This is a genomic window from Paenibacillus sp. sgz302164 (assembly GCF_056120505.1).
On record NZ_JBVYOL010000008.1, the window covers coordinates 18997 to 32443 of the forward strand.

13 protein-coding genes and 1 pseudogene are annotated in these 13447 nt (G+C 53.2%); 9 read left to right on the top strand and 5 right to left on the bottom strand.

The annotated features are described in order from the left end of the window. Window positions 1–45 precede the first annotated feature (45 nt). A complete protein-coding gene (locus AC0LWT_RS14705) occupies window positions 46–897 on the bottom strand; it encodes a helix-turn-helix domain-containing protein (protein WP_474682011.1) in 852 nt (283 codons plus the stop codon). A 156-nt stretch (window positions 898–1053) separates the two neighbouring features. Here AC0LWT_RS14705 and AC0LWT_RS14710 point away from each other — a divergent pair, with 156 nt between their 5' ends. Beyond that, window positions 1054–1908, top strand: a complete 855-nt coding sequence (locus AC0LWT_RS14710; RefSeq protein WP_474682012.1) for a sugar phosphate isomerase/epimerase family protein — start codon at window positions 1054–1056, stop codon at window positions 1906–1908. 218 nt (window positions 1909–2126) lie between these two features. Further along, window positions 2127–3131, top strand: a complete 1005-nt coding sequence (locus tag AC0LWT_RS14715; RefSeq protein ID WP_474682013.1) for an AI-2E family transporter — start codon at window positions 2127–2129, stop codon at window positions 3129–3131. 157 nt (window positions 3132–3288) lie between these two features. Here AC0LWT_RS14715 and AC0LWT_RS14720 read toward each other — a convergent pair whose 3' ends face one another. Then, window positions 3289–4095: a hypothetical protein gene (locus tag AC0LWT_RS14720; RefSeq protein ID WP_474682014.1), complete on the bottom strand. Its 807-nt coding sequence runs from the start codon at window positions 4093–4095 to the stop codon at window positions 3289–3291. A gap of 194 nt (window positions 4096–4289) precedes the next feature. On the opposite strand from AC0LWT_RS14720, the gene AC0LWT_RS14725 reads away from it, so the two are divergent. The 6 genes from AC0LWT_RS14725 to AC0LWT_RS14750 all read left to right on the top strand — a co-directional run bounded on the left by AC0LWT_RS14725 (window position 4290) and on the right by AC0LWT_RS14750 (window position 10725). Continuing rightward, the gene (locus AC0LWT_RS14725) at window positions 4290–4640 is read left to right on the top strand and encodes a hypothetical protein (protein ID WP_474682015.1); all 351 of its coding nucleotides are present in this window, start codon (window positions 4290–4292) and stop codon (window positions 4638–4640) included. Between the two features lie 271 nt (window positions 4641–4911). Next, entirely contained in the window at window positions 4912–5346 is a 435-nt protein-coding gene (locus tag AC0LWT_RS14730) for a MarR family winged helix-turn-helix transcriptional regulator (RefSeq protein WP_474682268.1), read from the top strand. After that, a complete protein-coding gene (locus AC0LWT_RS14735; RefSeq protein ID WP_474682016.1) occupies window positions 5343–6002 on the top strand; it encodes an HlyD family secretion protein in 660 nt (219 codons plus the stop codon). Before AC0LWT_RS14730 ends, AC0LWT_RS14735 begins: the two co-directional genes overlap by 4 nt. Before the next feature lie 11 nt (window positions 6003–6013). Then, on the top strand, window positions 6014–7330 hold the full coding sequence (locus AC0LWT_RS14740) for an efflux RND transporter periplasmic adaptor subunit (protein ID WP_474682017.1): 1317 nt from the start codon (window positions 6014–6016) through the stop codon (window positions 7328–7330). Window positions 7331–7344: 14 nt separating this feature from the next. Further along, window positions 7345–8955, top strand: a complete 1611-nt coding sequence (locus AC0LWT_RS14745) for a DHA2 family efflux MFS transporter permease subunit (protein ID WP_474682018.1) — start codon at window positions 7345–7347, stop codon at window positions 8953–8955. 30 nt (window positions 8956–8985) lie between these two features. Continuing rightward, complete coding sequence (locus AC0LWT_RS14750) at window positions 8986–10725, top strand: hypothetical protein (protein WP_474682019.1); 1740 nt, start codon at window positions 8986–8988, stop codon at window positions 10723–10725. A 393-nt stretch (window positions 10726–11118) separates the two neighbouring features. Here AC0LWT_RS14750 and AC0LWT_RS14755 read toward each other — a convergent pair whose 3' ends face one another. Further along, complete coding sequence (locus AC0LWT_RS14755; RefSeq protein ID WP_474682020.1) at window positions 11119–11289, bottom strand: hypothetical protein; 171 nt, start codon at window positions 11287–11289, stop codon at window positions 11119–11121. Window positions 11290–11755: 466 nt separating this feature from the next. Between AC0LWT_RS14755 and AC0LWT_RS14760 the strand changes: the two genes are divergently transcribed. Beyond that, complete coding sequence (locus AC0LWT_RS14760; RefSeq protein ID WP_474682021.1) at window positions 11756–12766, top strand: LLM class flavin-dependent oxidoreductase; 1011 nt, start codon at window positions 11756–11758, stop codon at window positions 12764–12766. Window positions 12767–12921: 155 nt separating this feature from the next. Here the strand turns inward: AC0LWT_RS14760 and AC0LWT_RS38965 are convergent. Together AC0LWT_RS38965 and AC0LWT_RS14770 are read right to left on the bottom strand one after the other, a co-directional pair. After that, a pseudogene (locus AC0LWT_RS38965) lies at window positions 12922–13017 on the bottom strand (hypothetical protein); the annotation flags it as partial. A 1-nt stretch (window position 13018) separates the two neighbouring features. Beyond that, window positions 13019–13330 carry a hypothetical protein gene (locus AC0LWT_RS14770; protein ID WP_474682023.1) on the bottom strand — a complete coding sequence of 104 codons (312 nt, stop codon included), beginning with the start codon at window positions 13328–13330 and terminating at the stop codon, window positions 13019–13021. Window positions 13331–13447 lie beyond the last annotated feature (117 nt).

The following is a 13447-nucleotide window of genomic DNA, read 5'->3' on the forward strand; positions in this document are numbered from 1 at the left end:
GGAGTCTGTCCGGCGGAGCCCCTGCCGAGTTCATCCGGCAGTCTCTTAGCTCCGCCGCTGCAGCGCCTGATACTGCCTTGGCGGAAGGCCGACGATCTTTTTGAACGTGCGGATGAAGTTCGAATAGTCGTTGAAGCCCGCCTGCTGGCAGGTGTCGGTCACGGTGCAGCCCTTGCGGAGCAGCAGCTTGGCTCTGGCGATGCGCTTGAACAAGATGTGCTCGTGAATCGTACTGCCCGTATGCTTCTTGAACAGCCGGCACAAGTAAGAGCGGTTCATGAACACGACGTGTTCCAGTTGTTCCAGGGACAGATCCTGCTCCAAATTCTCGTCGATGTAGGCGAGGAGCGAGATCAATTTGTCGGGCATCATCGTCTGCTCGTCCTGCTTGTCCTGGCCCTGGAAGACGCGGTTGATGAAAACGAGCAGTTCAATGAAAGCGGATACGTACAAAATATCCGAGCCTGCGGGGGCATTCGGACGGCTTAATGTTTCCATGCGTTCGTACAGCTTCATAATGGTATCGATCTGCTGGGGCGTCAGCCGCATGCGGTTCCGTTCGCCGGAAGGCCGGTTCGCAAAGCAGTCAAGCAGCTCAAAGCCCGGGGAACTGAACTGCCCGATCAGCTTCGGATTGAAGTGGATGACGATCACCTCGTACCTCTGCCTTTTGGTCTGAAAATTCGCCCTGTGCAGCTCGCTGCTGTTCATGATGAGCAGATCGCCGTATTGCAGCGGATACACCTGTTTTTCTATAAAATAATGGACTTGGCCTGTCAGGAAAAAGTAGATTTCGTACAAATCCTGATGCATATGGAATTCGAAAGGAGTCGGGTCATACGTAACGGAATGCCTGAAATTGATCGACTGCTGCAAATTGCGGTAAAGCTCTTGCATCGGCACTGTCCTCCAAAAAAATGTGAAGTCAAAAAAAGCAAGTTAATGCCCAATTATTGCAAAGAATACGGTTTTATTATACTGCAAAATAAGGGTAAGCGATACTGAATTACGACTTTCATATGGGTTTCCAAAATAAGGGAGGCATTCATAAGGATGAAACTTTCTGTATTCACGGTTTCCGTACCGGATTTAACGCCGGAGCAACTGGCTAAAGCGGCAAAAGCCGCGGGTATCGACGGCATCGAGTGGCGCTACAAGGAAGTGCCGGCCGGCGCGGCGGAAGAAAAGCCTTCTTTCTGGAGAAATAATTTGTGCTCCATCGACCCCGCATCTTCGGATGAGGAGCTTGAGCGCTTTCGTCTGGCGGCTGCCGAGCACGGGCTTGTCAATTTGAGCGTTACGCCGTACTTGACCTGCGGGGATGTCGCGGGTACCGAGCGGGTCATGCAGGTCGCCAAGCGTCTGGGCGCGGGCTTTATCCGCGTCGGCGTTCCGGGATACGACGGCAGCCGCAACTACAATGACTTATTCAGCGAAGCCGTGAATTATTTGCATCATGTGCAGGAGCTTTCCCGGCAGTACGGGGTCAAAGGGCTCATCGAGATTCACCACAAAACGATAGCGCCAAGCGCGGGACTGGCTCACCGCCTCGTCTCCGGCTTTCATCCGGACGCGATCGGGGTGCTGCATGATGCGGGCAACATGGTGCACGAAGGTTTTGAAAATTTCCGCATGGGCCTTGAGCTGCTTGGGCCGTATTTGGCTCACGTGCATGTCAAGAACGCCAAGTGGCTGCCGAGCGGCGAGCGCCGGGACGGCGTAGAGCTGTGGCATAGCGATTGGGCGCCGCTGGATGAAGGGATCGTCAACTGGAAGCTGCTGCTCGACGACCTTAAAGCAGTGGGCTACGACGGCTACCTCGGCATCGAGGATTTCAGCTCGCAATTCCCGTCCGAGGAAATGCTGCTGAACTTTTCGCGCAAAGTTAACGGATGGCTTGGGGCATAAACATTTATCGAGTAAGCGCTTGGCTTAAGGCGGCATTGCCTTGGCCGGGCGCTTTTTGTTGTTTTGCGGCCCGTCATGTTGCGATAGTCCAGCCATTTTGTGTAAGATGAAATACAGATAATAACAGCGATGAGAGGTGCGCCGCGCAGCTGGCTCGCAAACCGCCTTGGCTTACGCCGGTGCGGTCGCGGAGACATGAATGGAGATGAGTGGGTGAAATGGAAGGCTTGAAGCAGTTTCTTGCGAATTTAACGGTGCGAAGGTTTCTGATTCTTGGCATTATATGCTTGCTGCTGTTCAGCATCAGGGATATGATGAATTTGGTTCTTCTGACTTTTTTGATCGCCTACATCATGAACAGTCTTCAAAGATCGCTTTCCAAATTTTTAAGCAAGTATATGGTGATCAACAGCAAGGTCATCATCATTTTGCTGTACGCGGCCGTAGTCACCGGACTTGTGTTCGCGATCGCGACTTACTTGCCGAAAGTGCTGCACCAAATCAAGCAATTGAAAGATATATTAACGGGATTAACGAGTTTGCCCGCGCCTGAAGACGAGTTTTTGCGGTATTTGTACAAAACGGTGAAGGATTTGGACATTCAGTCCTATGTCAAGCACGGGTTCGAATACATTTTGCGAATCAGCAACTGGAGCACGACTTTTCTGCTCGCGATGGTGCTGAGCCTCGTCTTTATTTTGGAAAAAACGAGAATCGTCGGGTTTACCTCCCGCCTGAAAACGAGCAAGATCGCCTGGCTGTATAACGAACTGGAGTTTTTCGGCAAAAAGTTCATGCTCTCCTTCGGCAAAGTGATCGAGGCGCAAATTTTGATCGCGCTGTTCAATACCGGTTTTACGATCATTGTCTTGTGGATTTTCGGGTTTCCTTACCTGTTCGCGCTTTCGATCATGATCTTTCTGCTAAGTCTGATTCCGGTGGCGGGCTTCATCATTTCGCTGATCCCGCTGAGCATTATCGGATACAACATAGGCGGGCTGACGATGGTCATCTACGTGCTGATCATGATCGCCGTGCTGCACGTTTTGGAAGGCTACCTGCTGAATCCGAAGCTGATGTCGTCCAAAACGAATCTCCCGATGTTCTACACGCTGATCGTCCTTCTGTTCTCCGAGCACTACATCGGGATATGGGGCCTGATCCTGGGCATTCCGATTTTCGTCTTTTTGCTGGACATCCTGGACGTCGATACGAAAAAATGACCGGATGGCCGCGGGAGGTTCGCGGGCCCGCGGGCAGGTCGATGAGAGACCTGCCTGCGGGGCGAGCACTTGGCCATGCCCGGCGGCAGGCGGCTCGTGGAAGGCCGGCCCAAGGGGCTGCGATAAGGCCCCGGGGCCGGCCGTAAAGCCGCGGCTGCTAGGCGTAAAAGCGTAAAAGCGTAAAAGCGTAAAAGCGTAAAAGCGTAAAAGCGTAAAAGCGTAAAAGCGTAAAAGCGTAAAAGCGTAAAAGCGTAAAAGCGTAAAAGCGTAAAAGCGTAAAAGCGTAAAAGCGTAAAAGCGTAAAAGCGTAAAAGCGTAAAAGCGTAAAAGCGTAAAAGCGTAAAAGCGTAAAAGCGTAAAAGCGTAAAAGCGTAAAAGCGTAAAAGCGTAAAAGCGTAAAAGCGTAAAAGCGTAAAAGCGTAAAAGCGTAAAAGCGTAAAAGCGTAAAAGCGTAAAAGCGTAAAAGCGTAAAAGCGTAAAAGCGTAAAAGCGTAAAAGCGTAAAAGCGTAAAAGCGTAAAAGCGTAAAAGCGTAAAAGCGTAAAAGCGTAAAAGCGTAAAAGCGTAAAAGCGTAAAAGCGTAAAAGCGTAAAAGCGTAAAAGCGTAAAAGCGTAAAAGCGTAAAAGCGTAAAAGCGTAAAAGCGTAAAAGCGTAAAAGCGTAAAAGCGTAAAAGCGTAAAAGCGTAAAAGCGTAAAAGCGTAAAAGCGTAAAAGCGTAAAAGCGTAAAAGCGTAAAAGCGTAAAAGCGTAAAAGCGTAAAAGCGTAAAAGCGTAAAAGCGTAAAAGCGTAAAAGCGTAAAAGCGTAAAAGCGTAAAAGCGTAAAAGCGTAAAAGCGTAAAAGCGTAAAAGCGTAAAAGCGTAAAGGCGTAAAGGCGTAAAGGCGTAAAAGCCATAAAGCTTTAAAGGCGTAAAGCTCAAGGCTGTTAAAGACGCAAACCGCAAACCACAAAACCACAAAACCACAAAACCACAAAACCACAAAACCACAAAACCGTAAAAGACCGCAAACCGGGGTCATCTTTGCCCCTCAGGGGAGCGCCTAATTTTGACGCGGCCGCTCTTTTCCAACCCGCGCCCCTCATGGCTCGGACTGCGGTGCTGCACGGCTGGGGCCTGAGGCGGCTTGGCAAGCCGGGCCAGGGAGAAAGCCTGCAAAAGTGCAGGCTTTTTTCACAAAAAAGGTCCATTTTGGCGAAAAGCCTGCGAAAGTGCAGGAATTTCCGACGAAAATGAACCTGAGCCCATGCGCAGGGTGGAAAAACCTGCACAATTGCAGGAATTTTTCGCTGCTGGCGGATCAACGAGCAAAAGCCTGCACAATTGCAGGAATTTTTCTCTGCCGGCGGATCAACGAGCAAAAACCTGCACAGTTGCAGGTTTTCTCAGCGCAGCCAGGCAGAGACTGTGCTATCGGCTCTGGTGCGGGGGTTCCTCAACAGCCTGATCATTGCAGGCAGGAATGTATCGCTCGCTGCGAACGCATCAAGGAGCGAAAAGCTGCGCTTTAGCGGGTTTTTTGAGGATGCCGGTACCGTCTTGGCCGCCCCTTCTACTGGGGTTTATCGGACAGACTCCAGGCCAAGACCTGAACAAGCTGAATATCGAACATTCAAAGTCACTCGAAACCCGAGTGACTTTTTTCATAATTTTTTTACACAAAACATATTCACAAGATAGGATTCGCGTGCTATGATATGTAACAGCAAAATATTTCGTGTACGAAATATTAGAGTGCGAAATATATCGATGGCAACATAAGGGGGGAATGAATTGGATTCAGTGAGAGAGCTTGCGACAATTATTATGAAACTTCATAAATTGCGCATGGCTTTGCTGCTTCGGGAATTGAAGGATATAGAACTGACGGGACCACAGCTGTTTATATTGAGGGAATTATTTTTAAATGAGCCCCGCAAGCTGAGCGACCTTGCGAAGTCGGTAGGTTTAAGCAACAGCACGGTATCGGGGATCGCGGATCGTCTGGAACGGAACGGCCTGATCGAACGGCAAAGAGATGAGCAGGATCGCCGCATCGTCTGGATTCGGACGACGAACTTTTGCCAAAGTTTCAAAAAGGATCGTCTGGAAACGATTAACGGCGAGTTATATGCCGGTATTGAAGCCGCATTTACACCGGAGCAAATCGATATGTGCAAAGATGTGTTAACAAAGATGATGGAACATTTAGAGAAAAAGCTGGAGGGAACGGAATGAATAGAAAAATCATATTGATCGTTATTCTCGTCATTATGGTGTTGAGCGGCGGGGGTATCGGAGGCTACTACTGGTATCAAGGTGCGAATTTCGTCACTACGGACGATGCCCGCATTGCCGGAGACATTTACCGGGTGATGCCTCGTATTTCGGGTAAAATCAATACGCTCGGCGTCAAAGTGGGCGATACGGTTGTAGCCGATCAAATCGTCGGTCAACAGGATATTACGAATTTATCGAACAGCCTGCTCGATCAGGCGGCGCTGCGCGCTCCTATCGGCGGTACGATCATTCAAACTGCCGCCAAAGTCGGCGAAGTCGTTTCGCCGGGACAGTCCGTTGCCATGATCGTAGATAAAAATGCGCTATATGTTTCGGCCGATATCGAAGAAACGAAAATCAAGAAGATCAAGGTCGGCCAGCCGGTAACGTTTACTCTGGATACATATGCCGGAAAGGAATTCCAAGGCAAAGTGTATGAAATCGGCCAGGCAACGGCGTCCACGTTCTCATTGCTGCCTTCCACAACGACAAGCGGCAATTTTACAAAAGTTACTCAACGCATGAACGTAAAGATATCCATCGACGATCATCAGGGACTCGATCTGGCTCCCGGCATGAATGCTGCAATTAAAATCCATATCAAAGGGGAGTAAGGTGAGCACCCATGAAAAAACATTTGAATGTTATGTTATCGATAAGCGTACTTGCCGGAGCCATGATGATGGTCAGCGGCTGCGGAAGCGCACCGACGAACGCCGCTTCCTCTGACGTGCCGAGCGTCAAAGTGATCACTCTCGGAAGCACGGCTGCAGCCGGAGCAAGCGGGAAGCTCGCTGCCGACCAGACGGTGCAGGTCGTATCCAAAATCAGCGGCAAAATCGCCAGCGTAGCTGTCGAGGAAGGCGCCAAAGTGAAAAAGGGCGACGTGCTCGTGCAGCTCGATACGGACGATCTGACGCAGCAGCTGGACCAGGCGCAGGCCGGGCTGACCGCTTCGCAAGCGAAGCTGGCGGATACGGAAGCCGGGGCGCGCTCCCAGGACATCCAGGCGGCGCAAGCGGCCGTCGAGCAGGCCAAAGCGGCGTCAAGCCAAGCGGCTGCCGGCGTAGCGCAAGCGCAAGCGGCATATGATCTGGTTACGAAAAACTATAACCATGCGAAAAACTTTTTCGATCAGGGCGATGTCACCCAGGATGATCTGGATAAAGTGACTTTGGACTATCAAAAGGCCAAATCGGCCTATGATTCTGCGGTTTCGCAGCAGCAGGCCGCGAGTGCGCAGCTGTCCGGAGCGCAGGCGAAGCTAAGCTTGCTGAAAGAAGGCGCGACGTCCAATACGCTGGAAGCTCTCAAAGCGGATGTGACCCGCACGCAAGCGTCGCTCAATCTGGCGCAAATCGCAGTGAACAATGCGGCTGTCGTCTCGCCGATCGACGGCGTTATCGTCAAGAAAAACGTCAATGCCGGCGAAATGGCGCAAGCAGGGTCGCCTCTGCTGACGGTGGTGAGCATGGATCAGGTGAAAGTCGAAGTCAGCGTGCCTGAGGATATGGTAGGCTCCGTCAAGCAGGGAACCAAAGCGACGGTGCTCGTGCCGAGCATTCCGGGCAAAACGTTCGAAGGAACGGTCACTTTCGTGAGCCCCGTATCCGATACGAACAACAATACGTTCCCGGTTAAGCTGACCGTCGGCAACGCGGACGGAGCGCTGCATGCGGGAGCCGTCGCCAGCGTTGCGTTTGGCGGAAGCGGCGGCGAGAGCCGTTTGGAAATTCCGAAGGCGGCCGTCGTTCAAAAGAACGGCAAGTCGGTCGTTTACAAATTGAGCGGTGATACGGTTCATCCGGTCGAACTGCAGACGGAAGATAAAAATCAGGATTGGGTCTATCTCAAAGGGGACGCGAGCCTGAAAGCAAATGATAAAATCGTCGTAAATCCAGGCGATAAGCTCGCGGACGGCGCCAAGGTGCGCGCCGAGTAAAGGGGGATACGAGCATGTCAGCAACAGCGACCCCTGCAACTGAAGGGCAAGTGGAAGATAAGATCACGGGATACCAGTGGCTTGCCTTGATGGTATTGATTTTGGGCACGTTCCTTGCCATTCTCGACAACAGTTTGATGAACGTTGCATTGCCCAAGCTGATGGCCGTATTCGGCTCCTCGCAAACGGACATCGAATGGGTCGTTACCGGGTACATGCTGGCCTCGGCGGTCGTTGTGCCGATGGGCGGTTTTTTATCCGACCGGTTCGGCTATAAGACGACGTTTTTGTCGACGGTCGTTGCCTTTATTATCGGATCTATTTTATGCGGTGTGGCCTGGAGCGATACGAGCCTCATCGTTTTCAGGATCATTCAAGGCTTGGGCGGAGGCTTCATCATGCCAGTCGGGATGGCGATGCTGTATCAGATCATGCCCCGCAGCAAAATCCAGGTAGCGATGGGCATCTGGGGAATCGCCGCCATGGCGGCGCCCGCGATGGGGCCTACGCTCAGCGGATATTTGGTCGACAACTTCAGCTGGCGCTACTTGTTTTACATCAACGTTCCGATCGGCATTCTGGCGGTGGCTCTGGGTTTTATTATTTTACAGGAGACGCCGAGACGGACAGGGCTCAAGTTTGATTTTACGGGCAGTATTTTATCGATGATCGTCTTCGGTACGCTGCTGCTCGCTTTAACCGACGGCCAGACGGACGGATGGACTTCCTTTTATATTGTCGGCTTGTTCTTTATTTCGTTTTTCAGTTTTGTGCTGCTCATCTGGGTGGAGCTGGGCAAAGAAAATCCGATCATGGATTTCCGGCTGTTCAAAAACTCCGTTTTTTCCCTTAGTACGGCAGCGTCCAGCTTCGTCATGATTTCGATGCAGGGCGGCATTTATTTGATGCCGATTTTCATGCAAAGCGTATCGGGTCTGACGCCGATGCAGACAGGGCTCGTCATGATGCCGCAATCGATTGCGATGGCGTTCATGATGCCGATTGCCGGCAGATTGGTGACCAAGTACGGCATCGTTCCGCTCGGCGTAGTCGGGCTGGCGATTATCGGGTTCAGTACGCTGGAACTGCACGTGCTTTCCCAGCAAACGTCCATGCACTGGATCAGCGGCCTGCTAATTATTCGCGGTATCGGAATCGGCTTATGCATGATGCCGTTGTCTTCCGCAGGGATGAATACATTGCCGAACCATATGATCGGCAGAGCGTCTTCCGTCTCCAACGTCGTTCGGAACGTTATGGCATCACTCGGCATCGCGGTGCTAACAAGCATTATGAGCAACAAATCCACACAGTACGGGACAAAATTCAATGAACTTATTTCTTCCAATTCACCGGCATACGCGGATTTCCAAAGCAATGTCGTGCACCGTTACTTGGAGCTTGGCACCGATACGGGCTCTGCAACCAGCGGCGTGATCGGCGTCCTGTATTCCCTGGTGTCCAAAGAAGCTCTGACCAGAGCGATTACCGATACGCTTGTCATATCTGCCATTCCTGCCTTTCTTTCCATCGTGCTGGTCCTGTTCCTGAGACAGAAGAAAAAGGAGAAGGCGGCGCAGCAAGAAGGCTCTGAAGCTCAACATCATGTTATGGTCGAAATGTAAAACAGCTTAAAGAAGGAAGGAATCTTACCGATGAAAATCCAATTCAAACAAGTTGCGATGACTGTACTTTTGTCCTCCTCCCTGCTCATATCCGGGCTGCCCGCCCTGGCTGACGGTACGGCTTCCGCAGCAGTCGCAGCGCCATTAGCCGCATATGATTTGAACAGCAGCCTGCATGTTTCCGTAGAAGGAGTTTTCAACGAAAAAACATCCTCGGGCGTGCGCCTTGGCGCGGTAATCCGCGTCAACAATACGAGCGATCAAACCGTGCGTATTCCCGACCACGAGCTGCGCCTTGCAACGAGCGACGGCACTGTGTATACGCTGCGTCCGAGCAGCGGCAACGCTCATGGCGTGCAGCCGAACTCCGAGGTGGAATTGACCTATATGAAGGTCATCAACCGCCAAACGGAAGTCAGCCTGACCGATTTGTCACTGGTTGACGTCAACTACGACGTGTATCCGAAGCAGGAGACGACGCTGTTCACTGTACCAGTAGGCGCAACGTCCTGGAACGGCAGCCGCTCTACGTTTCAGGATACAGCCTTGATCAAGGCATGGGGAGATACTTTTGCCATTCCTACTCTTGAATCGGCTTTGACATACAAGCCTGTCGACATCAGCAGAAGCAACACCAATCAAGGGGCCGCTTATTTGGTCAAGCTGTTGGTGGAGAATCCGTCCGAGCAGACGGAAACGGTACCTGCCTTGCAACTGGACGGCAAAAGCAAAACGAACGTATACACAGGCAAGCAAGTAGAAGCAAGCGGTGTAACATTGGAGCCGGGCGAGAAAAAATATATCCACTTCGCCATCAATGCGGAGATGGATACCGTGCTGGAAAGCCTCAACGTGCTGACCCCGGAAACTTTTACGCAAGCAGACGCTTCAGGCAAAACGACAACGTCGAGCTTTAGCGTAGGCAAGCTGAACATTCAACTGCCAGGCGGCAAGCCGGCGGCTGCCAGCTACAAATACGGCGATCCGATTGCTTTTGAAAAGTGGAACTCCGTCATCAATCAAGATCTTAACGTTTCGCTGGTTGAGCTTCATGTGGCGGATAACCATGATCAGGGCAACAAGCTTGCTATCGCCAAGTTTAAATTAAACAACAAAGGGCAAAGTCCTGTTCCGGTTCCCGCTTTCCAAACCGAAATTACGAGCCCGACCGGCTACGATTACGCAGGCGAGAGACAAAAAGATGCGCAGCAAAGCGTAGCGCCCGGAAGCTCCGTCGTCGTCAGCTATGCTTTCGTGCTCCCGGCTTCAGAGACGAGCGACACGTTCGCGATGAAGCTGCAGGACGTGGTTACAGGAGCTGCCGACGGCGGCACTGCGCCGACTTACAAATCGACGATCGCGTCTTACAAAGTTACGGCGCAAGGCAACGAGGACAGTCATAAAATCGGTCTGTATCCATATACTGTGGATATCAAGGGTTCTTCCTTAACGCAAACATGGGCCGTCGGATCAGCGAACAAATTCACGTACCGCTTGTGGCTGTCGCTGGGCATCGAACAAGATTCGAACGTGCTGGTCGGCAAAGACTTCTCCAAGCTGAAATTCGAGCTTGTTGACGGCAGCGGCAGCAGCCTGGGCACGCAGTCGTTCCCGCTGACAGGAACCGGCCGCCTCGTGAGCGGCGATCAGAAGCTGTTCTTTACGAACATCACGACGGATCAAAATGAAAACAATGTCAGTGTCAAAGTATATGAATCGATCGACACGCCGACAGGCGAAGTGGATCGGCTTATTACCGAATTGAAATAAGAGCGGGGGGACCTATCGGGCTGTTTCCATAAAGGTATCAGCAAGTGAGCCGGTCCCGGACGATGCGACAAGACGCCTCCAACACCACGATGCAAGTGGGGATGAGGCGTCTTTTTTTGCGGCGCTGAAGGCGCCCCGAAGCGGCGGGAGCGGTGCGGAGGCGCCGTGGCGGTTCGGGATGGTGGTCGACGACAGATGCCCGTCGAAGGCGTTGCGGTCCGGTGGTCGACGACAGATGCCCGTCGTGGCGTTGAGGTCCGGTGGTCGACGACAGCTTCCCGCCGTGGCGGTTCGGGATGGTGGTCGACGACAGTTGCCCGCCGTGGCGGTACGGTCCGGTGGTCGACGACAACTGCCCGCCGTGGCGTTGCTTGCCGCTGACCGCCGAACAGCTTACTCGCTAAAAATCACCGGCCACGCGCCGAAAACCTGCAAAAGTGCATCTTTTTGCTCGTTGATGCTCTGGCTGGGAATAATTCCTGCAAATCTGCAGTTTTTTTCGCTAATTATCGAGATTGGCCCTGGTTTGATGGGAAATTCCTGCACAATTGCAGGTTTTTCCACTAAACGCCCCGTTTCCGGTGAAAAAGCCTGCACTTTTGCAGGTTTTGGAGTCGGAAGGGGAGACCGCCATGAAGGAAGGGGCAGCACCACTGCTGCTCAGATCGCTGCGTCGTCTTAGGGAGCACCCAACGGGCGACTAGCCCGCAGTTAAACTTATGGTAGCATCATGTAACCGTGGCTTACAGAACGAAATCTGCTTGTCGGACCGTTGGAAGACAAGGTTTTCATGCAAATAACGGTGGAGGCCCAGCGGTGGAGTGCCAGCTGTGAAAGCACAACCGTGGGGGCCAGAAACTTTTGTTGCTGCAGACCCTTTTATGAGTTTGCGCGCGGTGCTGCGCTGCATGACGGCGGTCGGTCGGCCACTTTCATCGTTCCGTGTGAGGGAGGGGCGCAACTTTTTGCGGGTGCGGCTGGTATAATCGAGGTATCGCCTTGGGGCGATGGGAAAAGTAGGGGGTACGAGATGCTCAAGCTTAGTGTATTGGACCACTCTCCGGTTGCGACGGGGACTACGCATAGTGAAGCGATCCGCCAGACGATTCGGCTTGCCGAGGCTGCCGACCGGCTGGGCTACACCCGGTTCTGGGTGTCGGAGCACCATAATTCGCAAGGGCTGGCAGGCTCCTCGCCGGAAGTGTTCATCTCCACGCTCGCTGCCCGTACGAACCGCATCCGGCTTGGCTCCGGAGGCGTCTTGCTGCCGCACTACAGCGCCTACAAGGTCGCTGAGAATTTTCGCTTGCTCGAGGCGCTTTATCCGGGACGCATCGACTTAGGGATCGGGCGTGCGCCGGGAGGCACGCCGCATACGGCCAGCGCGCTGCGGGGCGGCAGCGCGAATCTGTTCGAGGGACTTGACCGGTTCCCGGGTCAAGTCGCGGATTTGGTCCGGTTCCTCACCGATTCGGTGGAACCGGGGCATCCTTTTGAGGGAATCCGCGCCACCCCTTTGGTGGAACGGATGCCCCAGGTGTGGCTGCTCGGCTCCAGCGGGCAGAGCGGGATCTATGCGGCGCAGACAGGCGCGGCGTTCTGCTTTGCGCATTTCATCAACGGAGCGGGCGGACAGAAGGTGACGCGCAGCTACCGCAGCGCATTCCGGCCGTCCTCGCTGAATGTTGTGCCGCAGGCGATGGTCGGCGTCTACGTCGTATGCGCCGAGACGGAAGCGGAGGCGCAGTGGCTGGCGCGGTCGCTGGACCTGCAAATTCTGCGCGTGGAGAAGGGCCAGTTCCACGGCGTCCCGACGCCGGAGGAAGCGACCGCTTTTCCGTATTCCGAGTGGGATCAGACACGGATTCGGGACAACCGCAAGCGCATGATCATCGGCAACCCCGCGCAAGTGCGGGATCGGCTGCTCGCTTTGGCGGCAGACTACCAGGTGGACGAAGTGATGGTCGTGGCGGCAGGGTTTCACTTTGAAACGAGGCTGCGTACTTGCGAGCTGCTGGCGAGAGCGTTCCAATTGGTATGATCGCCGATGCCGCGTCCGGTCCCGGGAGTCAGTCTCAGGAGTTTGCCCGAAGAAGTTGCTATTGTGCATATAGCCGCTCAAGCTGCATAGAATCCGTCATTTCGCATAAGCACGCTGAGCAGCGTTTCGTCAGGCACCGTCCTAACGGCTGCTTCTTTGGGCCTTTTGGTGATCTCGCCGGTTACGACAAAAGCGAGTTCTTCGTTGCCGAACAGCGAGAGCACGCCGAGGAGCGTTTCGTCGGGCACTGTCCTAGCGGCCGCCTTTTTTGGGCCTTTTGGCGATCTCGCCGGTTACGACAAAGGCGAGTTCTTCGTTGCCGAACAGCGAGAGCACGCCGAGCAGCGTTTCGTCCGGCACTTCGCCGGCTTCTTCCTTGGGGACGGTCAGCTCAAGAGCTTGCTGCAGCAGGACGTTGTCCGTTTGATCGGGGTAGGCCTGACGGTACAATTCGGCTGGGTCAAGGCCGCGGTTGACGCACCATTGGGCGAATACGAGAATCATCATCTGCTCATCGCGCTGATAATTGCGGATAATTTGTTGTTCGAGTTCTTTTTGGCTCATAGCGGTTGGACATCTCCTTAGAGTTTTGCGTCAGCAAAACTTTCTTCGTAAGCATTGGCTTCGAGTTTTGCATAGCACAACTTTCTTAGTAAGCATAGGCTTGGATTTTTACGTTAG